The organism is Oceanimonas sp. MB9 (assembly GCF_011319775.1).
GTDB lineage: Bacteria > Pseudomonadota > Gammaproteobacteria > Enterobacterales > Aeromonadaceae > Oceanimonas > Oceanimonas doudoroffii.
Genome location: NZ_VFBE01000009.1, coordinates 430,834 through 457,441 on the forward strand (window position 1 = coordinate 430,834; position 26,608 = coordinate 457,441).

Genomic DNA, 26,608 nt, shown 5'->3' on the forward strand with positions numbered 1-26,608 from the left:
CCCCATCTTTCTCGCTGTAGGTTAAACCAAGCAAGGAACATGATGATGACCGAAGCCGTGCATACCGAAACCCATGGTTTTCAAACCGAAGTCAAGCAGCTGCTGAGCCTGATGGCCCACAGCCTGTACTCCAACAAAGAAGTGTTTTTGCGTGAGCTGGTGTCCAACGCCGCCGATGCTGCCGACAAACTGCGCTTCAAGGCGCTGTCTGACAGCGACCTGTTCGAGAGCGACGGCAACCTGCGGGTGCGCCTGGTCATCGACAAGGACAACAAAACCCTGACCATTTCCGACAACGGCATTGGCATGACCCGCGACGAGGTGATCGAGCACCTGGGTACCATTGCCAAGTCGGGCACCAAGGCCTTCTTCAGCCAGCTGTCTGGCGATCAGGCCAAGGACTCTCAGCTGATCGGTCAGTTTGGTGTGGGCTTCTACTCCGCCTTTATCGTGGCCGACAAGGTCACCGTGCTGACCCGGGCCGCCGGCGAAGCTGCCGATCGCGGCGTGCGCTGGGAATCCGACGGTGACGGCAGCTTCACCGTGGCCGACATCGAGAAAACCGGCCGCGGCACCGACGTTATTCTGCACCTGCGTGAAGAAGAGCTTGAGTTCCTCGACGACTGGCGCCTGCGCAGCATTGTGGGCAAGTATTCCGATCACATCAGCATTGCCGTGGAAATGTGGAAAGACGGCGATCCCGAGCAGACCGATGAAGAGGGCAAAGTCACCGCGCCGGCCACCGAAGGCCAGTGGGAGCAGGTGAACAAGGCTACCGCCCTGTGGACTCGTGCCAAGGGTGAGGTGAGCGACGAGGAATATCAGGAATTCTACAAGCACATCTCCCACGACTGGCAGGACGCCCTGGCCTGGAGCCACAACAAGGTGGAAGGCAACCAGGAATACACCAGCCTGCTCTATGTGCCCGCCAAGGCGCCCTTTGATCTGTACAACCGCGATCAGAGCCACGGCCTCAAGCTGTATGTGCAGCGGGTGTTCATCATGGACGACGCCGAGCAATTCATGCCCACCTATCTGCGCTTTGTGAAGGGGGTGCTCGACTCCAACGATCTGCCGCTGAACGTGTCCCGCGAAATTCTGCAGGACAACAAGGTAACCGCCCAGCTGCGCAAGGCCTGCACCAAGCGGGTGCTGTCCATGCTGGAGCAGATGGCCAAGAACGACGCCGAAAAATACCAGGGCTTCTGGAAAGAGTTCGGCAACGTGCTGAAAGAAGGCCCGGCGGAAGACTTCGCCAACCGCGAGCAGATTGCCGGCCTGTTGCGCTTTGCCAGCACTCATAACGACGCCGACGCTCAGACCGTATCACTGGCTGACTACATTGAGCGCATGAAGGAAGGCCAGGACAAGATTTACTACATCACCGCCGACAGCTACGCCGCCGCCAGCCACAGCCCGCACCTGGAAATCTTCCGCAAGAAGGGCATTGAAGTGCTGCTGATGTGGGAGCGGGTGGACGAGTGGCTGATGAACCACCTGAGCGAGTTCAAGGACAAGCAGTTTGTGTCCGTGACCAAGGGTGAGCTGGATCTGGGTGAGCTGGACGACGAAGAAACCAAGAAGGCCCAGGAAGAAGCGAAGGAAGCCCTCAAGCCGTTGCTGGAGCGGGTGAAAACCGCTCTGGGTGACGAGGTGAAGGAAGTGCGCCTGACCCACCGCCTGACCAGCACCCCGTCTTGCGTGGTGGCCGGCGAGCATGATATGAGCACCCAGATGATCAAGCTGATGCGCGCCGCCGGCCAGCCGGTGCCCGAGCAGAAATACATTCTGGAGCTGAACCCCGAGCACAGCTTGGTGAAAAAACTGGAAAGCCTGGGCGAGGGCGAGCAGTTCAACGAATGGTCCCAGCTGCTGCTGGAGCAGGCCCAGCTTGCCGAGCAGGGCGGACTGAAAGACCCCGCCGCCTTTGTGGCCCGGATAAACCGTCTGCTGCTCGACTGATCAGCATAATGCCATAAACGCAAAACCCGGCCTGGTGCCGGGTTTTTTCGTTATGCCTTGTGACGTTTACGCAGGCGGGGAAAGGAGACAGGCTCAGCCTGTTAACGCTTCCCATAAAAAACGTGCCTTGCGCAAGCGGCGGTGTAGCAGTCGCAGCAGGGCGCTTTTTGGCTCGCGTTGGCTTTCACGTTCCCTGGCCAGCTGGCGCGCCATGCGCAACGGCGTGCTGTAAAGCCCGGTTTTGTAATCCACATAGGTGGGATACCAGGCGTAGGTGGCATATATCAGGGCAGGCAAAGACAGGACACGCCCCCGGCGGGAAACCGGATATATATCCGTGGTCAGCCCCCAGCCGGCATAAAACGGCTGGCCCCAGACCGTGACCGGCTTGCCACGAATAAGCGCCTCCAGCCCGGTTAAAGACGTGAGCACATGCACGTTATCGCAGGCATTCAGGCAGTCGACAATACCGGCCTCGGTTTCCACCCGATCTACGCACGCTGCCAGCACGCTCTTCGGAACCTGGCCCTTGCGGTTTCCGCTCACCACATCCGGGTGCGGCTTGAACACGATAAAGGCATCGGGATGAGCAGCCCGCACCGCTTTTAGCAAGGCGGCGTTACCGGCCACGAACGGGCTGCCCAGTTGCACCGAGGCATCGTCATCCACCTGACCGGGCACCAGGATGACCGGGTGACCGCCGGCCTGCGCCCGCCAGTCAAGCTGGCGGCGCGTACCTACGTTGTATTTGGTCAACGACTGCTCACGAAAATACGTTAACAGCCGTTTGCCCAGCTCAATCTCTAGAGCAGAAAAGTCATGATGCTTTAAATAATGTTCAATGGCACTCGGCGTGCGCGGATCGTAATACATGCCCACAGGATCAATGACCAGGGATCCCGGCCGGCGAAGATCCGAGCCCAGCCCCACCGAGCGTAAAAAGCCGTCTTCCATGCGCCACACCGGCAATGAGCAGGCGGCTGCCTGTTGCTCGAATTTGCGACCCCATACCAGCACGGCATTATTGTCATTCCCGCATCCCGCTTCGTCATTCCCACCACCCATTTTGTCATTCCCGCGTCCCCCCTCGTCATTCCCGCGCAGGCGGGAATCCATGGCCTTTTCAGCCTCTACCGCACTGCCAGGCATAACGCCGCTGTCCGGAATACGATCAACAAAGGTCACCTTGTCGGCATAGCGTTTCGCAAATTGCCGTACAAAAGCCCGTTTCCACAACGAAAACCCTACCGCATACAGCTCATTCACCGGCGGCACCGGTGCGCGTTGCGCCAAAATCAAATCCAGCAAATCTTCCAGCTCGCAACGCTCGCCGGTCACCGGATCCAGGTAGCGGCAATAACGCAAATAGGCCGCCGCCAGCAGTTGCGGCACTGTGCGCGGTTCACCCCGGCGCGGTATGGTGATGCGATCGTCGGTTACGCCCCAGCCTGCATAAAAAGGCGCGCCAAAACACACCACTGGTTTACCGGCCAGCAGCGCTTCAAAGCCCAACTGGGAGGTGACGGTATATACCTTGTCCACCTCGGCCATCAGGGCGAAGGGGTTGATGCTGTCTGCCAGCAGCAACACATCGGGTTCGGCAGCATGGGTTAAATAACCCTGTTTTTTCCCAAGCAGCACATCCGGGTGGGTGCGCACAATAATCTGGGCGCTAGGGTTCTCGGCCCTGGCGGCAGCCAGCATATTGGTAAATGACGCTTCACTGGCCAACCCCAGCCGTACCGACTGATCGCCTTTGGTCTGATCAATCACCAGCACCTTGGAGCTGGTGCTGCTCAACCTGTCTGCCACGGTCGTTGGCAGGGTATGACTGGCATAACAGTTATATTTGGTAATGCCATGCTCAACCAGAGTCTGGCGCAGCGCTTCGGCCCGTTGCCGCCAGCCATTATTCCACCAGTCAAGGTTTTGCAGCATGAGCTCAAGATCGCTTGGTCGGGTGGCGTCGTAATACACTCCCGTTTCGTCCACGATCAATGACAACCGGTGGCCGCCACTGGCCGGATGGCCGATATAACCGATAAAGCCATCTTCTAGGCGCCAGAAAGGGTAGTTAAGGTATTTTGCAATAGCTATTGCATATTTGGTGTTAGGTTTATGTCCCCATCCTATAACCGCATTTATATTTATTCTTATGGTTGTGGGTAATTCATGTGGAGTTAAGAGGTTATATAGTTCTTTCTTTTTTTTTAAAATTCCAAGTGAAAATGTAAGAAGCATGGGTTCTAATTTTTTTGATTATCTTAATGAGAAGTCTTTTATGATTGCTTGTTGTTGTGAGTGTTTTTTGGTAGCCCCCTTAAGTTATTATAAGAGGGCCGTTTATATGGTTAATTTGGTATGTCTATTGATGATTCTGAGCCATGAGAGAAGGTGCCTCTTCTTTTAAGTTTCCATCAGAGGTCGTGCGTTCAAACTTCTCTATGATTCTAGATGCAACTAATTCCATCTTGGGGTCTCCATGACTCAAGAAGTGAGATATTTTTTCTTCATTCCAAGACGGGATTCCAATTTTATCATTGGTGATTTGGCGAAGGGAATATTGGTTGAGTATTGATATTTCTTCTGTCCCAAGGTAACTGATGAGAAATGCAGCCTTTTTTCTTACTTCAAAGTCTGGTTTTTTGTAATTGCCAGAAGTGATGTAATTCCTGTATTGTTCTCTGCTTACTGGATAGTTTAAATCAACAGGGTAGTCATACCTCCCAAAATGGGAAGTCATTAATACTGGCACACCTTGAGCTGTCAATTCTAGCGAGCTTGAACCATTATAAAGTATGGCTAGGTCTAGATGTGGAGCTAGTGCATGACCGTTAATGTCTCTGTGCCCGAGTAATATGACATTATCATTAGGAGTATGGGTTATTAACTCGTTGAACCCTTCAACCAGATCTAATGCAATCTCAGGCTTTAATTCATGTGGGTGGGGTTTTACGAGTAGTACGACATTATCTAGGCTATTGCAAACTTCGACTGTATGGTTTATCCAGTCAGCCATGTCTTCATGCGCGGGACCACCATCAATAGGAACATTAAGATCAACTGGAACCTTTCCAAAGGCACATATGATTTTCTTTCCATTAGATTTTTCTTTTCTAATGTACTCAATTATTTCAATTTCCTTTTCATCTGATGATGATCCTACTCGGTTTACTTTTATCAGAGACTCAGTTTTATTGATGTAACCTTGATCTTCTTTATTTTTTTCATACCAAGTTTCGAACTGTTCTCTTCGAGCCATAAATGGAGCACGAATAGTTGGATGTAGAGTCATATCAGTGACACACATGGTGTTCGCAAATTTGCTGCCAAGGTTTGAAAAATAGGATTCGTAAGCGACATTACAATTAATAAAGCCGACCAAAGGATGGTTTTTATGTCGGGCAAAGTCTCTAAATATAGAATAAGGGGTTACATGACTGTTTCCTGTGATAAATGTAACAGGGATTTCATATTCTTTAACAATGCTATTGAATATGTCTTCACAGAGACTTAAGCATGTATCTGAACGGGTTAACTGGGTTAGGAACTCATTATATACATTCTTTTGGTTAATATCGACATGGTAACGTCTTACTGATGTGGATAGTCGTTCATAAAAACTTTGGTAGAAATTAATCCCTGATGACTCTATGGTTTTTTTATTCCAATCGATATGCCACTGATTTTTTAAATCTTCTTTTGTTCTGATGTCGGTTAGATCTAAAGGGATAGAGTCTTGAAATTTGTCTATAAACCCTAATCCAGTACTTTCTTGTATCAGCATGCCTTTCGTTAGACCTATAACCGCATAGCCTTTTTTCTTAAGCTCAACCAAGCTGGGTATCATCATGGCCAAAGTGTTAAAGCAGGTCTGCGAGGCGAGAAACACCACTCCTTTAGGTAAGTTAGGCTGAGGTACGGAGTTTAATATCTCACTTGACCTGATACAAAATCTGACTTTATCTACTTCGGCTTTGATATTCATCCTTCGGGCTAATGTGTTAGCTCTTTTTTCTAATGATTGATATTGTTCCAAAGCTGCATGTAAATGTCCACATTCTCGCAAGGTTCGCGCATAGGCTGTTGCTGTTTTCTCAGATTTTTTTATGTGTAAGGGAAGCCTATTGTAATTATTAAAGTAACTTTTTAAATCTCCTTTTGCTTTATGATAGCTGAGTGTCAATAAAGAGCCCGCTTCTGAGCTTTCAATGTCTGAAAGTAATTCCATTAAGCTTTCAACAGTTTTTATTTTTTTATATTTTATTAAGTATGAAGCTATAGATATAACATCTTTATTTCTTTTTTTGGACTGTATATGCTTTTTAAGATTATTTTTATCTATTAGTTCTATGAGTTTATTAACCTCATTTTCAACGGAAAGATAATCGTTCTGAGCTACTCCACATATTGCATTGTTTAGCTTGTAGCAATACTCATTTGCATGTTTTTTGTTCAGGTGAGCTAGTAGTAATGAAGATGTTTTAGTTTTAAGTTGGTGCCTTTTCTCAATATCTCTTTCTGATCTTGATGGCTTTGCTGATAGGATTTGAGTCAAGCTTCTATAAATACCACCTGAAACAGAAAATAAAAGTGATTCCTGTATGTGGTCTTCAATGTCATAGTGGACCTTGAAGCTAGAGGGCTTTTCATTTGGCTCTAATTTGTTTATTAGTGTTTCTATATTTTCGTATTGTAAGTTGAATGAGCAGCAGGTTATATAGTTTTTTATTATTTCATTTAAGTTTGAATCATTCCCAGGGATTTTTGTAATGGAATCAGATAAGTCGGGAAGTTGATTAATTACTCGTCCATTAGAATTTTTTAGTGATAAAGAAAGTGCATATAGGAAGTTTTTAAGAAGAGAAGTGTTTTTATGGATGTTCTGAGTCGACTCTTTTAAATGCGCTATGCAATAATTTGAATATTCGACCAAAGCATCATAATTTGACGTTTTTGCAAGGATGTAACTTATCTGTTTGTAATGATGAAGTCTAAAGTCCTCACGGATAAACTCCATTATAATATTGCTTTTACCTTCGGCATATGTGCCTGTATCATATAAATAAGAAATTAATTTTAATGGTGTAGAGAACTTGCATAACAAATTTTTAGATTTGTTGAATATATCTAGCTCGTGGAGCTTGAAAGTGTCATAGTGCTTGATAGCCTCAAAAAGGAAGTAGCTGGCAGTTTCTTCAAGACTAACAAACTCATCACTTTCTAAATGAACATACCGAGGGTATACAATATAAGAAAGAGCAAAGAGTTCAGTGATTGATAAGTTTCTTCTACGTCTTTTGGTTTTAATTTTATCTATTGTTAATCCCCAGTTTGAGTAAAAGGGGAGGCCGCAAGTTGTAACTTTTACTCCTCTTATTAAAGCATCAAATCCGGCAAGAGATGATATGGTATAAACGTGATCTACTTTAGCAATGGCTTCATCTAGACTTGTTTCTGGAGGGAGTATTGCGCATACATCCTTTAACTTATTGATGTCTGATCTAGATTTTCTATTCTTGGCTAAGTAATCCGGGTGTGGTTTAAAATAGATGTCAGCATCTGGGAAATCTTGAACAGCCTCCATAACAAGATCGGTATTTAGTTTTATTCTGCTCTTCCCATAGGTTATGGATGCGTCATCTTCTACTTGTCCGATAACAAGAATAGAGTAATTGCTTTTTCTTTTAAATGTTTCTTCTGTAGCTAACTTTTTATCCGCATCATAGTACTTTGTTATTGAAGCAGACTTAAAAAAATCAAGGCAGCGCTCTGACCTTTTTAATAGCTCTTGTTCTGCGGTGAAATCAAAAGTGTTGAACAGTTCTTCTAAATCAGAACTGTTTTTTGCATCAAAGTATATTCCTTTACCATCAATGCAGAGGGAGGCAGGTCTTGTATGTAACAAGCCCGTGCCGATAGAACGAACAAAACCATCCTCTACAGACTTTATGCTTATATTTCTACGGCTTATATTTTTTTCTTTGTATATGAATAACTTAGTGTAAAGTGGTAGTTCTTTTTTACCCCATTTGATAAAAATCAATTCCTGGTCTTTATCTATATGTTTTATGAATTTGTTATATAGCCTGGTCCAGGAAGCCTTTCCTAAACAATAAGCAACTCTGTACTCAGGAATGAAATGATGTATTATATTTCTTTTCCAAGGGTTAAATCCAAATAATATGGCAATAGGTGCATTGGGCTTATCGATCCAGTTTCTTCCTTGAAATTCAATAGGTAATTTATTATTTTTGTTATCTCGATTTTTTGATAACTCTAGTCTTAACATTGTGACTTCCTGTTGAATTGTATTTTTAAGCCGGGGTGGATGAGGTATATATGAATATGCGTTGGATATTTCTTTGGATATTAGCCGGGTGTTGCGGTTTATTTTTTATAAATAAGATACATAGAGTAAAAATTTCACTTTTACTCTATGTACCATAACTTTTAAAAATTTTAGACACTGGTTTAATCTCAGGCTTGGTATTTATCATTAGGTCCAGTTGGCGATATTGTTATCAGTTTAAAGGCGCTGTGTGGGATATGATGAAATTTCTTTTCTCCGTGAGTTCTTGCATGTAATCTACTTACAAGAAGCTTGCCAAGATATATTATGTAATGGTATTTTAAAGGATGTCGGCTCAGTAAAAACCTTCACTGAGCTGACAGGGGTTTAAATAATGAAGTGTAGGTTTTTTCTCAAAAACTGAAGATTACTGATATATATTATGACAAATGACGAATGAGCATAAGTGATTCAGCAAATTTTACACCAACACTATTTCCTCTAAATGCTGCTAGCTGCTTGGTATTACCCAGCGATCTGGAGTGTGGTGCTTCACGCATTTCCAGTGCATAAGCATCAAGGGCTTCCATTTTTGTATCTAATTGCTCCGTTATATCAATGAAGGTATTGGGTACAAATGGGGCTAAACCGGGTGTATTCCACTCGGTTGCCGACAATACTTCAAAGGCATAGATTTCTTTAACAGATGCATCCGGCACAGGCCGACAAGCAGTCATTACAGTTTGATGGGTGATGCGGTGGTCGATGTTCAGATCCCCATGATGGTGCGTATAGATCACCTGTGGTTGTATTTCTTCCAGTACGCTTTCAAGTTTTTGAACAATGTCCAACAGGGGGATACTGTCCATGCGATTATCTGGGAACCCAAGCATATAGCTCTTTTTGATCCCGAGGACTGCCTGTGCCCTAGTGGCCGCTGCGTTTCGAGTTTCCAACTCTTCGGAAGTGGCATTGGGACGAGAAGTTACCCCATCAGCAAGGAATACAGCGTATACAGTGTCGCCCTGTGATACATGCTTGGCGATGGTGCCGCCGCACCCAAGAGCTTCATCATCTGTATGGGCGGCAACAACAAGGACCACTTTATTCATTTACAAAACTCCATTTGACAGCGGTTCCTCTTTCGATATTTTTGGTTGCTTTTTTTCCAACAATGTCATTCATATATTTTGGTGGTAAGCCATACCCTGGTCGTATAGAGCGTACGTCTTCTTTAGAAATTATCTGACCTTTCTCTATATCTCTTACAAAATATAGAGATCTACCAAATCTAATCCTGTTTTCTCTTATTCTATCTGAAATTGAATAACTAACCTTCCCCAAAGCCTGTTCAATATTTCGGATGCTATTAACCATTTGTTTTAATTCGTCTGGCTCTAATGAAAACTCTGCGTCTGGCCCACCTAAGCTTCGGTCTAAAGTGACATGCTTTTCAACTATTGAAGCTCCCAGAGCAACAGCTGCTACGGGCACTTCAATACCTAATGTATGATCTGAAAGACCGGATACAACCCCAAAGGTGTTTTTTAAATTAGGGATTGTTTTCAGGTTTAAAGAGCTATAAGGTGCGGGATAAGCAGATGTACATTTAAGCAAGGCTACTTGGTTATTGCCTTGGCGATAACAAGCGTCAACAGCTTCCTGAATATCTTTTAGCTCTGCTATGCCGGTTGAAATTATAACTGGTTTACCTTTTTTTGCTATTGCTTCAATCAAAGGAATGTCAGCTATTTCAAAAGAAGAAACTTTATAAGCAGGCATGTCAAACTGATCAAGGAATTCTAGTGCAGTTAAGTCATAGGGAGTAGAGAAGCAGTCTATGCCAAGCTCTTGGGCTCTATTGAATATTTTATCATGCCATTCATAGGGCAATGGTGTTTCTGAATATAGATCATATAACTTACGCCCATCCCAAATAGTACCACCACCCGCTATAAACTCCGGTTTATCACAATTAATTGTCATTGTGTCAGCTGTTAGTGTTTGTATCTTAATAGCGTCTACACCACAAGCTGCAGATATTTCAACAATTTTTAATGCATAGTCCAAGTTGTGAAGGTGGTTAGCTGAAAGTTCGGATATAATATAAACAGGCTCACCTTCACCTACTTTACGATTGGCAATATCAAAAGAATTACTCATAAAAAAACTCCGGCTCAGATTTCACAACATTTTCAAGTTTATCCACTCCCATATTAAATATATAATCTATGAAAGCAATATAAGGGATAAAATCAATTTGATTTTTTTGACGGTACTCATTTGGAGTCCAGTCATGAAAGCAAACTTCAACACCACGTTGCCGAAAAGCACCTAAGATACCATAATCCCGACCATTACTACCTGAAACATAGACCTTATTGTCAGCTTCAATTCTATCGACCAAGTTTACGATATTCACAACTCCACTCTCTTTACTCTTACCTAAAAGATTAGAAGCCCTAATCATATTTGGCTTGAAGTTTATGAGAGAGCAAGAGTTGTCTAGGAATGTTTCTACTGCATCTGTAAAAAATAACTTCCCTTCCATTCCTGTATAGAGGGTTTCAAGGATGTTTTCATCGAAAAAAGGGTGCTTATGATACGCTGATTTAATGATGTTCTTATGCTCTGAAATCCAGCTGGGAGAATCTGTAATCTTAGTTTCAAATATTGCAGCACGTGAGCTTGATTCTATTGGGATTGAAAGCCATTTAGTCGTTGGAGTCAACAACTTATTTCTATTTTCATAACCGCGGGACTGTCTTTGAACATTGTCTAAAAGTATAAAAAAATCAGAAAAATAAAGGCGCTGAAGGTAATTTATGGCCGGTAGATAACGTGGCTGAGAGATAACAATGTTCACTTTATATATCCTTTATTTTTTTAGCTTCAAAAATACTATTCAGCTCTTTACTATCAAGCCTTTTTAAATAGCTATTTTCAGCAGGTTGCCATTCCCAGGTAGGGAAACTCTTCGAAACTAAAAGGACCTCTAAAAGTTGTTTAGTAAGAAAAGAAAGACATGAAAGCAATCGTTTTTCATTCTCTTTATAAGATTCATTGTAATTGATTGCAAAAAAAACTTGAGCGAAGAGTGGTCCTTTGTCAATTTTTTCATCTAATATTTGATGGACTGAAATAGCCATCTTTTTATCCCCTCGCTTAATTGCGGCAGGAAGTGGGTGCCGTCCTCTACATGTATGAACATCTCCGGGGTGAAAGTTATATATTTTATTGCACTTTGAAATAAACTTGTCGTTCAGAATAATCCCACACCCCGCAATCAAAACCGTGTCATAACTACTATCATTATTTATAGAAAATAAATCTTCTAGGTTTTCCACAATATAAAAATCTATTTCGTTATTTACACAATAGTGATGTATTTCTGAATCTAAGTTTTTCTGCTCTATAGCAACAACAACATTCTTAACAGAATTAAAGAAAACATGAAGAACTGGTAGGAAACTACCTAGAAATAAATTTTTCATTACCACTCCTTAAAATAGACTTTTCCATCAAAACAACTCTGTTAAGAAGGTTGTAACTTTCAACTTTTTCAAATCCAAACTTCTCATATAACTTAATGGCTGCTAAGTTATCTTTTAAAACCTCTAAGTAAATTTTATTTAGACCTAAAGAATTGACGGCGTAATAAATAGCAACTTTCATTATCACGCTGCCATCACCTTTTTGGGGTGAGTTGAAATTTTTATATAAACCGATATAGCAGCTATCATGTTCTTTGTTAAAATCAGTGAAGTATAGGACACCAATAATTCGATTGTTGTCTTTTATTGAAAAATATTCCTTTTCACCTTTCCTTAAGTTTTCAATAAAGTTTAGGTGCTCATTTATACTGATCTCACTAGGGTTGTGCATCCATTTTCTAACATTAGGGTGGTTGCGCATTTCTAATATTTTTTCTGATTCTTTAATGCTTAAGCACTGAAAAGAGTGCATGCTATATCGGGCATCATATTTAAAGTTGGGGTCATGAAATATATCAGTCATTTTTTCAAAAACCTTTAAGGCTCCTTTCCCATCGGTCACTTTTTGTGACTCATGACTCATGCTGCTGAGGCTTTTTATAGTGTAGGAAATCGCATCATGGACAGAGCTTATATTATTTAATAAAAATGCTGCCCTTACTTTATTTAAAGCTCTAGCTATCCAAAGCTGATTTTTTGCAACTATGACCTGGATTGAAGGTAAGCCTAAACAACAACGCTCCCAAGCCGTTGCCCCGGCCGCACCAATTGCCAAGTCACTTTCGGCCATCAGTTGTGCCATATTACGGACTCCAACTTTGACTTCAGTCGGCCAAGGCATTGTTTCTGCCTGTTGTTTCACCGCTTCCAGCCAAGGAGCCGTTGAGCCCATTACAACGGTAATTTTGCAATAGTGGGGAAGTGTGCTCTCGCGCAAGGCATCAAGTACTTGACCTGTGATATTGTCCTTATCCACACCACCCATGGTGATTAGTAGGCTATGTAATTCTGGTTTAGCTCGGCGTTGTAAACTGTAATGTCTTAACTCTGCAAATTCCGGCCTCAACAGTGCATATTGAGAACCACATAATAGCTCACAGTTGGCAGGCACCCACTCGCGATAATCTACAGACTGGCGGCCAAAAGTTTGATCCAGCAGCATGTCACACTGGTGCAGCCTGTCTGCCAAGTCATCAATCACCATGATGTGCTTGGTGTATTTAGCAACCAGTTGTTCCCAGCGGGCATCCAGCGCATAGTGATCAACTACCAGCCAATCAACAGGCTGCTGAATTAGGGTGGAGAGAGTCTGTTCGGCATCCTGCTGCCAAGATACACCTAGCCATTTCGCATGAGTATTCCAGTTTAGTGTATCAGGAGCGTGCTGCTTTTCATTACTTGAATATAGTAAGTGAAGTACGAAGCCTTTTTCCCTGATAAAGTCGCCCAGATGCCCTTTATGCTCACGGCAGATAAACAGGCATTCATGACCTTGGCGGGTCAGCTCTTCGGCCAGGGTTAAGCAGCGCATTACATGGCCGGTGCCAATCTGAATAGACGCATCAGCTCGGAAGACGATCCTCATCCGGCCTCCGTTATTGCCTGCATGGCCTTGAACAGCCACTCTGCACGAACCCAGTCTTCTGGGGTATCAATATCCTGTACACAGTGGCGGGGCAAAATTACTGGCACCGAGCTGTCGGTAAAGATTAGCTTTTCCTCCAGCCAGGCGGATGCTGTGCCCCAATAGAACTGCCCGGCATCGTGCCAAGTTTCCTCCAGATCCTGAGATCGGGTCATAAAGTGCTCGGAGTTGAACATGCTTACCCTGCCCTGCTCAGTAATCCGAATGGCCCTCTGGATCGGGAAGGCATAGCTGGTAACGGAAAAAGCATAATTGTGTGCTGCGCCATTGATCAACTGCCAGCCTCGTTGCAGATCTTCGGCGGAAACAAAAGGCGCCGTGGCATAAATGCAACACGCGTAGTCTACGGCCACTTTGTGTTCCTGTAACCATTGTACGGCATGGCATATCACCGGAATTGTACCCGTGTAATCGTCTGATAATTTAGCTGGGCGCATAAAAGGAACTTCTGCCCCCCATTTTTTAGCAGTTTCAGCGATTTCCATGTCATCCGTGGATACGATGATTTTATCGAAGCAGCCACTGGCTTTTGCCGCTTCTATAGACCAGGCGATCATGGGCTTACCGCAAAACATTTTGATGTTTTTACGTGGAATCCGCTTACTGCCACCGCGAGCGGGGATAATCGCTACCTTCATGCCAGCAGTACCTCCTCCAGGGTAGCCACTACCTGGTCTTGTTGCTGGTGAGTCAGTGTCTGAAACAGCGGCAGGCTGATGGCTTCACGGTAATACTCCTCGGACTGAGGGAAATCACCGTCTTTGAAGCCCATCTGTTGATAGTAGGGTTGGGTATGCACCGGAATGTAATGAACGTTAACGCCAATTCCCTTATCTCTCAGCGCTTCAAATACCTCACGGTGGGTCATCGTGATCTGATCCAGTTGCAGCCGTATTACATACAGGTGGAACCCGGAGTAGCTGTCAGGGTGTTGCCAGGGTAGGCTCACCGGCAGGTTGCTAAGTAATTCATCGTAGCGTTGCGCCAGAGCATGACGGCGAGCCACATAGTCATCTAACCGGGTTAACTGGCTTACGCCCAGCGCGGCTTGTAACTCGGTCATGCGGTAGTTGAAGCCCAGCTCCACTTGTTGATAGTACCAGGGGCCGTGAGCGGCATGGGTCATTAATGATGGCTCTCGTGTCACGCCATGGCTGCGAAGCAAGGCCATGCGCTCTGCCAGGGTATCATCATTGGTCAGTGCCATGCCGCCTTCGGCTGTGGTGATTATCTTGACTGGATGAAAGCTGAATACGGTAATATCGCTGTAGCGGCCGTTACCGATGAATTCTCTTTGATACTTGCCTCCAATGGCATGAGAGGCATCTTCAATCACCTTAAAACCATAGCGCTGTGCCAGCTCATTAATCGCCTGCATGTCACAGGGCTGGCCGCAAAGATGCACGGCAACCAGAACCTTAGGCAAACGTCCCTCACGCTCTGCTACTGCCAGTTTGGCTGCAAGTGCTTGTGGGCAGAGGTTATAAGTTCGCGGATCAATATCGACAAAATCAACTTGCGCTCCGCAATAAAGGCCGCAGTTTGCCGAGGCTACAAAGGTGACCGGAGTAGTCCAAAGCCAGTCTCCCTGACCCAGCCCCAGTGCCATGCAGGCGATGTGCAGGGCACTGGTGGCACTGTTTACAGCCAAGGCATGTTTTGCCCCAACGTGTTGCGCCACTTTCTGTTCAAAACGGGGCACCAATGGCCCCTGAGTAAGAAAGTCGGACTGCAGCACATTCACTACCGCATCAATATCAGCCTGAGTGATGTCTTGTCTGCCGTACGGGATCATGCTTTAGATGCTCCCAATTTTTTCACGGTTAGTTTCAATCCAGGCTTGCAGTTCAATATCGGTCATCCATTCGGCATTGTTGTCACTGGAGTAGACGAAGCCTTCCGGTACTCTCTGACCATTCTTGATTCGTTTTTCACAACTGGCCCAGTCGTTGATAGTTGGCAGGATCTTGAAATGCTCGGGGTATTCATAGGTATAGTAAGCATCTTCTGCACTGATCATCTGTTCATGCAGCTTTTCACCCGGGCGAATACCAATGATTTCTTGTTCTGCCTCGGGGGCAACAACGCGGGCCAGATCGGTTACTTTCATGGAGGGGATTTTTTTCACATAAATCTCTCCGCCTTCCATGTCTTCAAAAGCATGCCATACCAGCTCAACACCTTGTTCAAGGGAGATCATGAAGCGAGTCATACGCGGATCGGTAATGGGCAGTACCCCTTTGTCTTTGATGGACATAAAGAAAGGAATTACTGAGCCACGAGAGCCCATTACGTTGCCATAGCGAACCACCGAGAAGCGGGTTCCATGCTCACCTGAATAGGCGTTACCGGCGACAAATAGCTTGTCCGACGCGAGTTTGGTAGCACCATAAAGGTTAATAGGGCTGCTGGCCTTGTCGGTAGATAAAGCCACTACCCCTTTTACCCCTTTATCAATACAGGCATCGATCAGGTTCATGGCGCCATCTACATTGGTTTTAACACATTCAAAGGGGTTGTATTCGGCGGTGGGAACTATCTTGGTGGCTGCCGCATGAACTACATAATCCACACCGTCCAGGGCACGGTACAGGCGCTCTTTGTCACGAACATCACCAATAAAAAAGCGAACACGAGGATCCCCTTGATACTTCTTTGCCATATCCCATTGTTTCATCTCATCACGAGAGAAAATGATGATTTTTTTAGGGTTGTATTTCTCAAGGGTCATCGGTACAAAAGTGTTACCGAATGAGCCGGTGCCGCCGGTAACAAGGATGGTTTTATTTGAAAACATATTTTAACTCTTTAGTTTAAGGTTGAATTTAAAAGAGGCTATGAAAGTTACATTTTAACTTTTTAGTGATTTTTATGATTTGCTTTCACTCCGGTACTATCTTTTTTATTTTTTAAATTTTATGAGCTGTGATGATGGTTAGTCTCTATGGTCGCGAATGATTACTATCAACATACTAACGATAAAGGTGAAAAAAAGAATAATAATAGCAAACATACTAGTGTTATATAGCCGCTCAGGCTGAGTGGCATACTCTGGCTGTAGTGGGCTTTGCAGCACGCTTACCTGCTTAAGTTTGCGGGCAGCTTCTATACGAGTGCTCTCCAGTGCCGCCAGTGCGCTGGAATAGGTTTGCTGAGCAAACTGGGCTTTCAGCTCCAGTGCTTGGTATCCGGCGGAAATCTGGTTAAGAGCGCTGCCGGTTTCTTTGGCCAGTCGGTTTTGCTCTTTGCCAATTTGCTGTTGCAGGGCGTTTATTTCGGCTCTTATTTGCACCAGTTCGGCAGAGCGGGTGCTCTGGTAGCTCTGGGCGGCGGAGTAACGAGCTTGCAGACGGGCTAGCTCTCCTTCTAGGGAACTCACTACCTGATTCAAACTTTCTACAGTATGTATGGGGGAGATAAGCCCATATTCGTTTTGATATGCGAGTAGCTTGGCGTGGGCTTCGTCCAGCCTTTCTCCCAATCGGTTTGTTTGTTGCTCAAGAAATTTTACCTGCTCTTCTGCCAGGCGTTGGCCCATATCGTTCATATGGGCTTCGCCGGCGCTTAGCAGCAGTTGGGCCAGTTCGTGTGCAAATTCCGGGGTAAAGGCCTGCACTTCTATGTTCAGTACGCTGGCATATTCGTCCAGCTCTACGCTAACGCGTTTCTTATAGTATTTGTGCAACTCTTCCAAGGGAGCATTCTGGTCCCACAGGCTGGCGAACAGGTCACCATTTTTACTGTAGTGCTCACGAAAGGGCAGCTCAGACTCTACTTTTTTGAGCATATCGGTAGAAAGCAAGTGCTCGCGCAGCAGTAGCAGATCACTGTGACCAGCTCCCCCTCTAATAAGGCTGGCAAAGTTGAACTCGGGTGCGGCAATTTGCGGGCTTTCCAGCACTACGGTAGCGCGAGACACATATCTGTCCGACGCCCAGGCGAACCAGTAAAAGGCAACGGCCAGAATTGCCACCAGGGCGGCGGCCCAATGGGGTTGTTTTTTGATGAAGTAATGCATGTGAACTCTGTATTGGATTTGAATTTTGTGAAGGTTGTTGGCCGTAGCGTTAAGCTCAAAAAACAGATAGCCCCTTAGGGATTGCTTTCTTCGTGGTAGGCCGCGATGGCATCGTTGATGTCGTCATACCATTGGGCCTGGCCGTTTTTGAGGTAAATGCCGGCCTGGCACAGATCTTTGAGTATGCCTTCGGAGTGGGAAACAATGATTAGACTGGCCTGACCCACTTTGTCCTTAAAGGCTTTACTGGCCTTTGTCTTGAAGGCACGATCGCCAACGGCGGTGGCTTCATCTGAGAGGTAAACATCGAAGTCAAAGGCCAGTGAAAGGCCAAAGTTAAGCCGGGAGCGCATGCCGGAAGAATAGGTTTTAATAGGGCGGTCGAAGGCAGAGCCCAACTCCGAGAAATTCTCTACATAGTCGATAATGCGCTGAGTCTGATTGCCAGCACCGTGCACCCGGGCTACAAATTTAACGTTTTGTCGTCCGGTCATGGAGCCTTGAAAACCGCCGGAAAGGCCAATAGGCCAGGATACCCGACAATGGCGTTCTACTTTACCCCGTTCCGGGTTGTCCATACCGGCAATTAGTCGCAACAGGGTGCTCTTGCCGGCGCCATTGCGCCCCAACAGGCCCACACTTACGTTTTTAGGTATGCTGAGATTAATGTCTTGCAGCACCCAGGGGGCATCACGCCCATCGCGGTTGTTGTAGCGTTTATAAAGGTTGCTGATTGTAATCATTTCGCTTTCAACCTTTCTTTGTAGCGCAGGTGCATTAGCAGTCCCAGGGCATTGAGCCCCAGAATCCACAGCCACAAATACAGTGCACTGGTACCGGGAACCATATGGTAATGCTCAAAAAAGCTAGCGCGCAGCAGTTCCAGTCCGTGCACTATGGGGTTAAGCATTAAATATTCAAGAAGACTGTGAGGCAGACTGTTTAATGGCAGAATAACACCGCTAATGATCATCAGTGGCAAGCTCAGCATTTTAATGATTTTGCCAATTTCGGGCACCAAGTGAGCAGTGACCGATACCACCAGTGCAAACCCCAGGGCCAGTGCCCACAGTGAGGTCCAACCCAGCAGGGCGAGAATGACGTTGTCGGGGAAAATATCCAGCTCCAGCAACAGCCCTCCGGTTACAAACAGCGCAAAGACCACAGTGCGCAGCGTGCCGTCTACCCAGGTGCGCACCAGCACGGCATCTACCGGTTGTACCTGGCGATAAGCAAAGAGTGCCTGAACAGAATCGATGGCACCATGGCTTCGAGTAAGTCCTTCTCTCACCAGAAAAAAACCTAACATGCCGGCAACCATCCAGGGAATGAAATCGGCATTTATAATCAATCTGTCGGTGCCCCTTAGCTGGGTTCGAATGAGCACCATTATTGTAATAAAGGCTATCGGCTCGAATATCATCCAGAACCAGCCCATGCGGTCGGCCATGGTGCGGCTTACCGCCTCACGCATAAACATGGCAAACCACACGCTGCGGGTCACCTGCCAGGGTGTGCGGCTTGGCATTGTGCTCATTACAGATCCACCGCCACCTTGGCGGCAATGGCAATCTGGTACAGGATCTGGGTGATGGTGCCGGCCAATTGCAGGTTTTTGGTGGGTGCCTTGGGCAACACCAAAATCTCATCACCCGGGCGCAAGGTCACATCTGCCGCCTCGCGCACTTCACCGTTCTGGCGCACCACCAGAATGCGGCTCTTATCCGCGTGCTCGGTAAAGCCGCCCGCGCCTTCTATGTAGTCCTTGGCACTGCGCTCGGTGTTAAATACTACTGACTGGGGCACCAGTACTTCACCGCTTATCAGCACGGAATCGGAAATTTCGGGAATGGTGATGACATCACCGTCCTGCAGGCGAATGTCGCTGATTCGGCCGTTGTTGGCCAGCACCAGGCGGCCATTGGGCTCCACCTGGCGGGCCCGTTCAATAAACTGGCTGATAAGCTCGGCTTCGCGCACGCGAATTTCTGCTTCATCGGCGGTGGAGGAGGAGGCACCCAGGTAGGTGGTTTCCAGCCGGGCCAGGCTTTCATCCAGGGCCTGTTTCTGGCGTTCGGCCACGCTGACCCGCTTGATGGAGATACTGCTGGTGTCGGTCATGGTTTGCGGCACAGACACGGCGTTCAGCAGTTCATGCAGGCGTGCATCCCGGGGCAGGGCAAAGTGTGAGGGGCCGTAGTAGCTGCCCTCAAGTTGCACCACTATGGTGTTGTCGCGCATGTCGCGGCTGAACACCAGCTGATCGCCACTGTTCAGTTGCTGCCGGTCGAATTCGTTCAGCTTCACATAGCTGGAAACCGGCCCCTGAGTGCGGGCACCGCGCAGCAGCACATGGGTCACGTTCGACTTGAGCCGGGCCAGTTTAAGCAGCTCCTGGCCGGTCATGCCGGTGCGCAGCAGTTCATAGCGATAGGGGCGGGCCACGTCGCCTTCCACCGTCACGGTGGGGCCGCGCTCGTCCACTATTATGGTGTCGCCGTCTTTAAACTGCACGCGGGGCAGGGTGCCGTTCAGCAAAAAGGCATAGAGATCGGCGGTGGCAATAGTTTTGCCGTGGCGCTTTACTCGCACCTTGCGGTAGCTGCCGGTGGCATCGTCTATGCCGCCAGCCTGGTCTATGAAATACAGCAGCGAGTCGCTGGGGGTGCCGGCAAAGCGACCGGGGTTTTGCACATAGCCGGTAACAAACACAGACACCGGCTGCACGCCCTGCAGGTTGGTGTACACCTGCACGTTGTTGGAATAGATGGAGTTAACGGCGCTGCGCACCTTGGCGTCCAGCTGGCTGTGCCTTATGCCCTGAACCTTGATGGGACCCACGCCGGGAATAAAAATGTTGCCTTGAGCATCCACCGGCAGCACCCGGTCTATTTCAACCGCACCCCACACCCGTAGGGTAACCTGATCACCGGGGGTGATCACATAATCGGCGTTAAGGCCGTCGGCACGCACGCCGCTGAAGCCGCCGTTGAACAAATGGCTGCCAAAGCTTGGGTAGTCTTGCTGTGCCATGGTAGTGCCGGGCACACCATAGCGGTTGTTTTGCCACTGGGTACTGCTGTTTTGCGCGGCCTGGTCAGATTCGGACGGCGCGGCAAAACGACTGTTTTGCTCGGCGGGCAGCTCGCCGGCAGCGGCGCCAATCAGCTGGGCCTGGGACTGGCTCGCTAATACGAGTAGCCCAAAGGGAATGATGAATTTTTTTAAAGACATGTGGTGTTCTCGGAATCTTGTAGGCCCGAATTGATTCGGGCAATTTTTAGCGCATGTGGTGATATTGCCCCAATAAATTGGGGCCTACACAGCTTTAAATGAATGGTGTTGATGCGAGTAGGGCTTACGGCTGTTGCGTTATGGCTCGCGAAAGCTGCCACTGGCCGTTTTGGCCTTTGCAGGCAATGTGTTCTTCCTGGCTGCCGATGGCTTGGGTTACCTGCAGCGAGCGACAGGTTTTTCCGCTGGCGGCGAAGTAGGCAGCGCCGGCGGTAACCTGGGCGTTGGCACCCCAGGGGCTGGCGGGGAGGGAGGCGGTGGCATGGGGGGCGGCCGACTCAATAAATTGGTGGAGTGAGTCGTTGTTAATGCTGGCCTGGTTATCTTGTGGTTGCTGGGTAGCGCACCCGGCGAGGGTGAGCAGGCATAAAACGGCAATCGGGCCTGCAAGGGCTTTGCTGACAAAAGACATTTGGTTAACTCTTGTGACTAACGTAATAAAAAGAAGAAATGCGTGTAGGTATGCCCGGCCGGCTCAAGGGGGGCCAGCCAACCGGCGAAAGAAAACCTGACGAGAGAGGCAATTTTTTGAGTGTTAAAAAAGGACGCTACCGCCCGTGGGTTACAGCTCCCAATTCGCTGATATCACTCTCTCCTTGTGCACACTGGTTGCAAAATGCAACTCAGTGTTTTAATCCGGGATGATACTACCACCCGGCCATTACAATTTCGACGGCCCCACCGTTCAAGTGGATGGTTATTGGACAAGGGCCGCAATGGCAAGATCAGGCAACCCTTCGCTTGCTTCTGTTGGCCTTTTCGGACTGTCGATAAGCCACCTGTGGTGAAACCCTGATCGGGGGCTGGGCCTGTTGTTGCAGCCGCTGCCAAATTTGCCGGCAGGTGTTGTCTGCCTCGGCATAGAAGCTGCCGTTCAGCTGGGTGCGCTCCAGCAAAAAGGCCCGCAGCCGTTTAAACAGGCCCACGTTCACCGGCTGCGGCGTGCGCCAGAAGGTGGCCAATGGCCCCTGGCTGGTGAGTCCCGGAATGTCATACAGCGCCTTGCCCAGGGTAATGGTGGGCACATGGTGAAACAGGGCCGACATGCCCACCGTGCTGTTTACCGTTACCACGCCCTTGCAGTGCTGGTAGAGATCCGGCAGGTGCAGCTCAAAGCCGTAAAATACCCTGCCTTCAATGCCCTGCTCGGCGGCCAGGGTGTTAATCAGTTGGGTGTAGTTGGTGTAGCCACGGTCCATGGGGTGGTGTTTGAACAGCAGCACATCCTGCCGGGAAGCACAGGCGGCAAAGGAGCGCATAATGTGCCGAATGGACTCGGCCACGTCCTCAAAGGGCGAGTGGGCCCGGATCTGAAAATCGTCGGCCACCTGCAATGGCACCAGAAAAATGTGTTTGGAGTGCTGGTCAATCAGGTGCTGCTGCAGGCCTCGGTCATGGGCAGTGTGGGTATATTTGGTATACCAGCCCTTGAGCCAGGCAATGCCTTCTGTCCAGCATGAACGGTGACGATGGTGCACATAGTGCCGAAAGCGCCAGCGGCAGCAATGCATGCTGAAGTAATAACGCATGGCGTAGTAAATGCGGCGTTTAAAGCTGGCGCGAATGTCGAACTGGTGCTTTACGTGCTCGGGGTTTTGTGTAGGAAGTTCGTCTGCCAGTTTGCCAAACCAGGGGCTGTGGGCATTAACGCCGTTTTGCTCCAGGGTAATGTAGTGCGGACGCAGGTAGCCTTCTTCAAACACAAAAAAGCGAATGTTATGGCTCAGGCAATAGTGGCGGGCCACGGCGTGATATTCGCGACAGTCGCTGTAACAGAACACGGTGTCAATGCCGTGCTCGTTAATGTAGTTGTGCAGAAAGTGGCGCCATTCCGGCAGGGAGCCGGTGTAGTGCACATTGGTGCCCCGGCAGGGCCAGCAGCCATCGCCGCCGTTGAAGTGAATTTTGTGTACAAAAATGCCCTGCTCGCTTAAAAAGCGGGAAAAGTGCTGAAAAAAAGGCCCAAGCGGCCCTTGAAGTAGCAAGGCTGATTTCATCAAGAGTCCCGTATGAATTTGTTTTAGTTATGTCTGCGTTTTCCGTGCGGGGCGCATTCTAACACAGGGTATGAACGGGAGTAATATCAAATATTTATGTCAAAAGCATAAATGGAATTAGGTGCTGTTTGTTACCCCGGCAAGTGGTTCCGATGGGGTTTGGAGCGCAGTGAATTCCCACGGTTACTTAATGGTTTGCCGGTGTAGTCCTTTCTGCAGCATCAGATCCACCAGGGGTTGTTCGCGCTTGTTGGCGCGTTTGCAGTGATCCTGCTGGAATTTATTGGTAAGCCATATCACAAAGCGGGCCCAGCGTTTGTTGTCGCGTTCGCGCCAGGCGTGGGAAGACACCGACTCCCAGGCGTAGCCATTAAATACCGAGGCGTTTACAAAGTGATCGAGGGCACGCACACCGGCGCGGCCACGCTCCACCCGGCCCATAAACCCCACATAACAGATAATCAGGTAGCCCACTATGGCCAGGGGCACCACGGCGCACATAAGAATAAAGCCGGCAATTCGTTCTTTCATTGTGGTTGTTTGTTCCTTGGCGTCAGAATAAGCCGCAGCCCGTTGTCGGAGCGAATGGTCAGCCGGCCCACGGGCCGGGGCTCAAAGCCATCGGGCAGGCTAAGGTGGTAGTGCTGCAGAATACTCGCCAGTATCAGGCTGGACTCCTGCTGGGCAAAGGCGGCACCAATGCACACCCGCGGGCCGGCGCCAAAGGGCAGGTAGGCTTTGCTGAGCGGGGTTTTCAGTTGCTTGCTGGTAAAACGATAGGGGTCGAACCGGTGCGGCTCGTGCCAGTAGTCTGTGTGGCGGTGAATGAGCCAGGGTGAGACCATCACCGAGCTGCCCGCCTTCATTTTTTTATCTCTCATTTCACTGGCGTGGGCACACTCACGGGCAAAAAAGCCCACCGGCGGGTAAAGTCGCAGGGCTTCACGGAACACATCGCGCACCAGCACCATTTTGCGCAGGGCTTCCACCCCCATGGGTTGCTCGGCCAGCACGCGAGTGACTTCTTCATAAGCGTCTTGCTGTATGTGCGGGTGGGTGGCCAGCAAATACAGTGACCAGGTCAGCGAGCTTGCGGTGGTTTCGTGGCCGGCCAGAAACAGCATGGAGATCTGATCCACGATTTCATCAAAGCCGAACGGCTGACCGGTGCTGGCGTCTTTGGCCAGCAGCAGGGAAGACAAAATATCCTGCTGGTTCTCCAGCTCGGTGTGTGACTGCGGGCAGCCGGCGCGGGCGGCTTCGGCCTGCCGGTAGCGGGGGCGAATAATGTCTTCTATGGTGGTGCGAATTTCTTTTGCCGCGGCCAGGCGTTTGCTCTCGCTGGCGCCCCGCTGTAAAAAGCCGGGCAGTTTGAACATTTTTCTCAATGCCAGCCTGGGGGATTCGGCCTGAAAGCGCACAAAGGCATCGAGAATGCGGTTGGCCTGCTCGGCATCGAGGCTGGCCGACATTATGGTGCGAAAGATGATGTCGGCGGTCACAAAGGTCATTTCCGGGTCTATGTCCTGCCCCGGCTGGTGGGCCTCAAGCCGCGCGAGCATGTCGGCCACGGCGTGCTGCATCAGTCCGAACACCTGCTGCACTCGAGCATGCTTGAAGGCGGGATCGAGCATGTTGCGCTGTTTTTGCCACTGCTCACCGTTGGTGGTGAAAATGCTTTCGCCCAGCAGCGGCTCGAGAATGTCCCCCAGCATGGCGTGCTTGGGAAAGTCGGCCATGTTCTGCACCATGACTTTTCGCACCAGCTCGGGCTGGTTCACCATATACAGGGTGAGCCCCGGCAGTTTGTATTCCCCCATCTTCATGCCATAGCTGCGTTCATACAGGGCGTCCAGCCAGGAGTGACGCTTGGTGAAAAATACTTTCCACAGCGAGGCCTTGCTTTTGGCGGGTTTGGGAAACACCGGGCAGCTCATGTTCGTTCCTTCAGTTGGCTGGCAATGGTCTCGGGCCCGGCGGTAAAGGCGAAAAAGTCGTAAGGGCCGGGCTTGTCGGTGGCCATCAGATAAAGAAAGTGCATGGTATACCAGGCCCGGCGCAGCTTTTTATAGCGAGCCGGGTGATAAAGGGTAAAAAAACGGGGTGAGAGCAGGCGTGGCCCGGCGTGGGGGGCACAGCTCTGGCCGCAGGAGGTTACCGGGTTCAACAGCGGAAAGCAGGCGCCGTCGGTGGGGGCGGTGTAGTCCAGCCACAGCAGCCGCTTGTTGTGTCCCAGCTGCTGCAGGGCGGTGCGAAAGTCGGCGGCGGCGGCGTGAAAGCTCACCAGCGGAATGCAGTGCCCCAGGGTGATCAACACCACCCGTTGGTGGGCCAGGCGATTCGGATTGTGAACTTGCTGCAGGGCCTGGGCCAGGGCCGGGACCACCATCATGGTGCCCACGCTGTGGGCAACGATCACCACCTCGTCGTTGGTGTCGTCGTTAATGGCCTCGGCCATATGGCTGGCAAAGGAGTGAATGCGCGGCGCAAGCTCAGGCATTTGCCCCCTGGCCCAGCGGGCTGAAAAGGCGTAGATGCGCAATAACCAGAATACCGCCAGCTTGTTGCCCAGGTGTTTGCTGGTGTGCATCAGCGCGGCTACCAGCACCAGCCCGGCAGGCAGCTGGGCCATTTGCCAGGGCAGTTGCCCGGCCAGGCTGGTTGCCAGCCAGACCGAGAACAACAGACTAAGCAGCAGGTAAAAGGCGGGGTAAAGCCCGGCCATCAGCTGTTTGGGCGACGCCTTGGCGTAGGAGAGTATGTGGCCGGGTAAAATATATACCCATAGAAACAGGCTTAAATCACCGATGATCTGAAGCCACCCTCTGGCCCAGTGGGCGCGCACAATATCATCCCAGCCCAGGTAGTTATACCGGGTCTGGCAGTGTTCGGTATCAAGTTGCCAGCAATGGCTGTGATTTTCGCCGCGCTTACGGGCAGAAACATCAATATGCAGGCCGTTTACTTTTGCCTGTAATGCCGACTGACTGCGATAAAGGCGGTGATAGTGACCCGCGCCACGCGGATCAAAGCCGTGAATATAAAACACCTGCCGTTGTTTAATGCGGGCCAATCCGTGGTTCCTGACTGGTTAAAACGGCGAACAGAGTACCTTAATTTGGGATAAGGGGGAATGTGTGGCGCTAACGGTGTAGTTAGCGGGCCCGGAGTATATGGATTCCTGCTTTAATCTGAACAAACTCCAAGCGGATAAGGCTCACTTATGTTCAAGGCTCCTGCTGTTTATATCGTAACCAATAAGCGTAATGGGACCCTGTATATTGGGGTGACCAGCAATCTGGTACAGCGTATCTGGCAGCACAGACAGCATGAAGCTGATGGTTTCACAGCGAAATATGATCTTCACCGGCTGATTTATTTTGAGTCACACAGCAGCATGTATGATGCGATAACCAGAGAAAAGCAACTTAAAAGATGGAAACGCGACTGGAAGATACGGCTTATTGAGGAGTTCAATCCTCACTGGCAGGATTTGTGGAATGATATTATTTGAATGCCCCGAGTTTGGGTGAGGGCAGTTCTGCCAGCGGGCCCGGAGTATGTGGATTCCTGCCTGCGCAGGAATGACGGGAGAGGGCAGGAATGACGGAGGGCACCCCTGCGCCTTTTGTCGCCCCTACGCTTTTTTTGTCGCCCCTGCGCAGGCAGGGGCCCATGTGTGGGGCGGCACTGTGCTGCCAGCGGGCCCGGAGTATGCAGATTCCTGCCTTCGCAGGAATGACGGGAGAGGGCAGGAATGGCGGGAGGGGTGTCACCCCTGCGAAGGCAGGGGTCCATATTGTGAAGGGTGCATCCGCTGCTTATATCATCAATAGGTCTAACAGGCCGGGCTGTTACTTGTTCCCGTGACGGTGTCATGACACAATCAGCCACCAATTGCGAATG

Annotated in this window: 21 protein-coding genes; 2 read left to right on the top strand and 19 right to left on the bottom strand. The window is 48.9% G+C overall.

Features of this window, described 5'->3' with window-relative positions; all coding sequences use genetic code 11:
- Positions 1 to 45 precede the first annotated feature (45 nt).
- Positions 46 to 1,962, top strand: a complete 1,917-nt coding sequence (htpG, locus tag OJHNALOF_RS13380; protein ID WP_165662590.1) for a molecular chaperone HtpG — start codon at positions 46 to 48, stop codon at positions 1,960 to 1,962.
- Positions 1,963 to 2,055: 93 nt separating this feature from the next.
- Here the strand turns inward: htpG and OJHNALOF_RS13385 are convergent, their stop codons facing one another.
- From OJHNALOF_RS13385 to OJHNALOF_RS13475, 19 genes are all read right to left on the bottom strand, one after another.
- Positions 2,056 to 4,203 carry a capsular polysaccharide biosynthesis protein gene (locus OJHNALOF_RS13385; protein ID WP_165662313.1) on the bottom strand — a complete coding sequence of 716 codons (2,148 nt, stop codon included), beginning with the start codon at positions 4,201 to 4,203 and terminating at the stop codon, positions 2,056 to 2,058.
- 124 nt (positions 4,204 to 4,327) lie between these two features.
- Positions 4,328 to 8,254 carry a hypothetical protein gene (locus tag OJHNALOF_RS13390; protein ID WP_165662314.1) on the bottom strand — a complete coding sequence of 1,309 codons (3,927 nt, stop codon included), beginning with the start codon at positions 8,252 to 8,254 and terminating at the stop codon, positions 4,328 to 4,330.
- Between the two features lie 440 nt (positions 8,255 to 8,694).
- Positions 8,695 to 9,366: a PIG-L deacetylase family protein gene (locus OJHNALOF_RS13395; RefSeq protein WP_165662315.1), complete on the bottom strand. Its 672-nt coding sequence runs from the start codon at positions 9,364 to 9,366 to the stop codon at positions 8,695 to 8,697.
- Positions 9,359 to 10,417: a pseudaminic acid synthase gene (gene pseI, locus OJHNALOF_RS13400; protein ID WP_165662316.1), complete on the bottom strand. Its 1,059-nt coding sequence runs from the start codon at positions 10,415 to 10,417 to the stop codon at positions 9,359 to 9,361. The genes OJHNALOF_RS13395 and pseI overlap by 8 nt, the downstream gene beginning before the upstream one ends.
- On the bottom strand, positions 10,410 to 11,120 hold the full coding sequence (locus tag OJHNALOF_RS13405) for a WbqC family protein (protein ID WP_165662317.1): 711 nt from the start codon (positions 11,118 to 11,120) through the stop codon (positions 10,410 to 10,412). Before OJHNALOF_RS13405 ends, pseI begins: the two co-directional genes overlap by 8 nt.
- A gap of 1 nt (position 11,121) precedes the next feature.
- Positions 11,122 to 11,748: a formyltransferase family protein gene (locus OJHNALOF_RS13410; RefSeq protein ID WP_165662318.1), complete on the bottom strand. Its 627-nt coding sequence runs from the start codon at positions 11,746 to 11,748 to the stop codon at positions 11,122 to 11,124.
- The gene (gene pseG / locus OJHNALOF_RS13415; protein ID WP_165662319.1) at positions 11,726 to 13,333 is read right to left on the bottom strand and encodes a UDP-2,4-diacetamido-2,4,6-trideoxy-beta-L-altropyranose hydrolase; all 1,608 of its coding nucleotides are present in this window, start codon (positions 13,331 to 13,333) and stop codon (positions 11,726 to 11,728) included. Before pseG ends, OJHNALOF_RS13410 begins: the two co-directional genes overlap by 23 nt.
- Complete coding sequence (gene pseF / locus OJHNALOF_RS13420; protein WP_165662320.1) at positions 13,330 to 14,031, bottom strand: pseudaminic acid cytidylyltransferase; 702 nt, start codon at positions 14,029 to 14,031, stop codon at positions 13,330 to 13,332. The genes pseG and pseF overlap by 4 nt, the downstream gene beginning before the upstream one ends.
- A complete protein-coding gene (gene pseC, locus OJHNALOF_RS13425) occupies positions 14,028 to 15,188 on the bottom strand; it encodes a UDP-4-amino-4,6-dideoxy-N-acetyl-beta-L-altrosamine transaminase (RefSeq protein ID WP_165662321.1) in 1,161 nt (386 codons plus the stop codon). Before pseC ends, pseF begins: the two co-directional genes overlap by 4 nt.
- Before the next feature lie 3 nt (positions 15,189 to 15,191).
- Entirely contained in the window at positions 15,192 to 16,190 is a 999-nt protein-coding gene (gene pseB / locus OJHNALOF_RS13430) for a UDP-N-acetylglucosamine 4,6-dehydratase (inverting) (protein ID WP_165662322.1), read from the bottom strand.
- A 138-nt stretch (positions 16,191 to 16,328) separates the two neighbouring features.
- Positions 16,329 to 17,411 (bottom strand): chain-length determining protein, encoded by a 1,083-nt coding sequence (locus tag OJHNALOF_RS13435; protein ID WP_165662323.1) that lies wholly within the window; start codon positions 17,409 to 17,411, stop codon positions 16,329 to 16,331.
- 74 nt (positions 17,412 to 17,485) lie between these two features.
- A complete protein-coding gene (locus OJHNALOF_RS13440; RefSeq protein WP_165662324.1) occupies positions 17,486 to 18,154 on the bottom strand; it encodes an ABC transporter ATP-binding protein in 669 nt (222 codons plus the stop codon).
- Entirely contained in the window at positions 18,151 to 18,903 is a 753-nt protein-coding gene (locus OJHNALOF_RS13445) for an ABC transporter permease (RefSeq protein WP_370462328.1), read from the bottom strand. Before OJHNALOF_RS13445 ends, OJHNALOF_RS13440 begins: the two co-directional genes overlap by 4 nt.
- Positions 18,904 to 18,947: 44 nt before the next feature.
- The gene (locus tag OJHNALOF_RS13450) at positions 18,948 to 20,645 is read right to left on the bottom strand and encodes a polysaccharide biosynthesis/export family protein (RefSeq protein WP_165662325.1); all 1,698 of its coding nucleotides are present in this window, start codon (positions 20,643 to 20,645) and stop codon (positions 18,948 to 18,950) included.
- A gap of 124 nt (positions 20,646 to 20,769) precedes the next feature.
- Positions 20,770 to 21,117, bottom strand: a complete 348-nt coding sequence (locus tag OJHNALOF_RS13455; RefSeq protein WP_165662326.1) for a DVU3141 family protein — start codon at positions 21,115 to 21,117, stop codon at positions 20,770 to 20,772.
- Between the two features lie 313 nt (positions 21,118 to 21,430).
- Entirely contained in the window at positions 21,431 to 22,702 is a 1,272-nt protein-coding gene (locus OJHNALOF_RS13460; RefSeq protein WP_165662327.1) for a capsule biosynthesis protein, read from the bottom strand.
- Between the two features lie 183 nt (positions 22,703 to 22,885).
- Positions 22,886 to 23,233, bottom strand: coding sequence for a hypothetical protein (locus OJHNALOF_RS13465; protein ID WP_094198905.1), 348 nt, complete (start codon positions 23,231 to 23,233; stop codon positions 22,886 to 22,888).
- A complete protein-coding gene (locus OJHNALOF_RS13470; RefSeq protein ID WP_165662328.1) occupies positions 23,230 to 24,639 on the bottom strand; it encodes a cytochrome P450 in 1,410 nt (469 codons plus the stop codon). Before OJHNALOF_RS13470 ends, OJHNALOF_RS13465 begins: the two co-directional genes overlap by 4 nt.
- Positions 24,636 to 25,775, bottom strand: coding sequence for a hypothetical protein (locus OJHNALOF_RS13475; RefSeq protein WP_165662329.1), 1,140 nt, complete (start codon positions 25,773 to 25,775; stop codon positions 24,636 to 24,638). The genes OJHNALOF_RS13470 and OJHNALOF_RS13475 overlap by 4 nt, the downstream gene beginning before the upstream one ends.
- 150 nt (positions 25,776 to 25,925) lie before the next feature.
- Here OJHNALOF_RS13475 and OJHNALOF_RS13480 point away from each other — a divergent pair, with 150 nt between their 5' ends.
- On the top strand, positions 25,926 to 26,216 hold the full coding sequence (locus OJHNALOF_RS13480) for a GIY-YIG nuclease family protein (protein ID WP_094198908.1): 291 nt from the start codon (positions 25,926 to 25,928) through the stop codon (positions 26,214 to 26,216).
- The last annotated feature ends 392 nt before the right edge of the window (positions 26,217 to 26,608 follow it).

What these genes read in the sequence shown, in the direction of transcription:
- htpG (WP_165662590.1), top strand. Translation starts at nt 46, where the DNA reads ATGACCGAAGCCGTGCATACCGAAACCCATGGTTTTCAAACCGAAGTC.
- OJHNALOF_RS13385 (WP_165662313.1), bottom strand. Translation starts at nt 4,203, where the DNA reads ATGCTTCTTACATTTTCACTTGGAATTTTAAAAAAAAAGAAAGAACTA.
- OJHNALOF_RS13390 (WP_165662314.1), bottom strand. Translation starts at nt 8,254, where the DNA reads ATGTTAAGACTAGAGTTATCAAAAAATCGAGATAACAAAAATAATAAA.
- OJHNALOF_RS13395 (WP_165662315.1), bottom strand. Translation starts at nt 9,366, where the DNA reads ATGAATAAAGTGGTCCTTGTTGTTGCCGCCCATACAGATGATGAAGCT.
- pseI (WP_165662316.1), bottom strand. Translation starts at nt 10,417, where the DNA reads ATGAGTAATTCTTTTGATATTGCCAATCGTAAAGTAGGTGAAGGTGAG.
- OJHNALOF_RS13410 (WP_165662318.1), bottom strand. Translation starts at nt 11,748, where the DNA reads ATGAAAAATTTATTTCTAGGTAGTTTCCTACCAGTTCTTCATGTTTTC.
- pseG (WP_165662319.1), bottom strand. Translation starts at nt 13,333, where the DNA reads ATGAGGATCGTCTTCCGAGCTGATGCGTCTATTCAGATTGGCACCGGC.
- pseF (WP_165662320.1), bottom strand. Translation starts at nt 14,031, where the DNA reads ATGAAGGTAGCGATTATCCCCGCTCGCGGTGGCAGTAAGCGGATTCCA.
- pseC (WP_165662321.1), bottom strand. Translation starts at nt 15,188, where the DNA reads ATGATCCCGTACGGCAGACAAGACATCACTCAGGCTGATATTGATGCG.
- pseB (WP_165662322.1), bottom strand. Translation starts at nt 16,190, where the DNA reads ATGTTTTCAAATAAAACCATCCTTGTTACCGGCGGCACCGGCTCATTC.
- OJHNALOF_RS13435 (WP_165662323.1), bottom strand. Translation starts at nt 17,411, where the DNA reads ATGCATTACTTCATCAAAAAACAACCCCATTGGGCCGCCGCCCTGGTG.
- OJHNALOF_RS13440 (WP_165662324.1), bottom strand. Translation starts at nt 18,154, where the DNA reads ATGATTACAATCAGCAACCTTTATAAACGCTACAACAACCGCGATGGG.
- OJHNALOF_RS13450 (WP_165662325.1), bottom strand. Translation starts at nt 20,645, where the DNA reads ATGTCTTTAAAAAAATTCATCATTCCCTTTGGGCTACTCGTATTAGCG.
- OJHNALOF_RS13455 (WP_165662326.1), bottom strand. Translation starts at nt 21,117, where the DNA reads ATGTCTTTTGTCAGCAAAGCCCTTGCAGGCCCGATTGCCGTTTTATGC.
- OJHNALOF_RS13460 (WP_165662327.1), bottom strand. Translation starts at nt 22,702, where the DNA reads ATGAAATCAGCCTTGCTACTTCAAGGGCCGCTTGGGCCTTTTTTTCAG.
- OJHNALOF_RS13465 (WP_094198905.1), bottom strand. Translation starts at nt 23,233, where the DNA reads ATGAAAGAACGAATTGCCGGCTTTATTCTTATGTGCGCCGTGGTGCCC.
- OJHNALOF_RS13470 (WP_165662328.1), bottom strand. Translation starts at nt 24,639, where the DNA reads ATGAGCTGCCCGGTGTTTCCCAAACCCGCCAAAAGCAAGGCCTCGCTG.
- OJHNALOF_RS13480 (WP_094198908.1), top strand. Translation starts at nt 25,926, where the DNA reads ATGTTCAAGGCTCCTGCTGTTTATATCGTAACCAATAAGCGTAATGGG.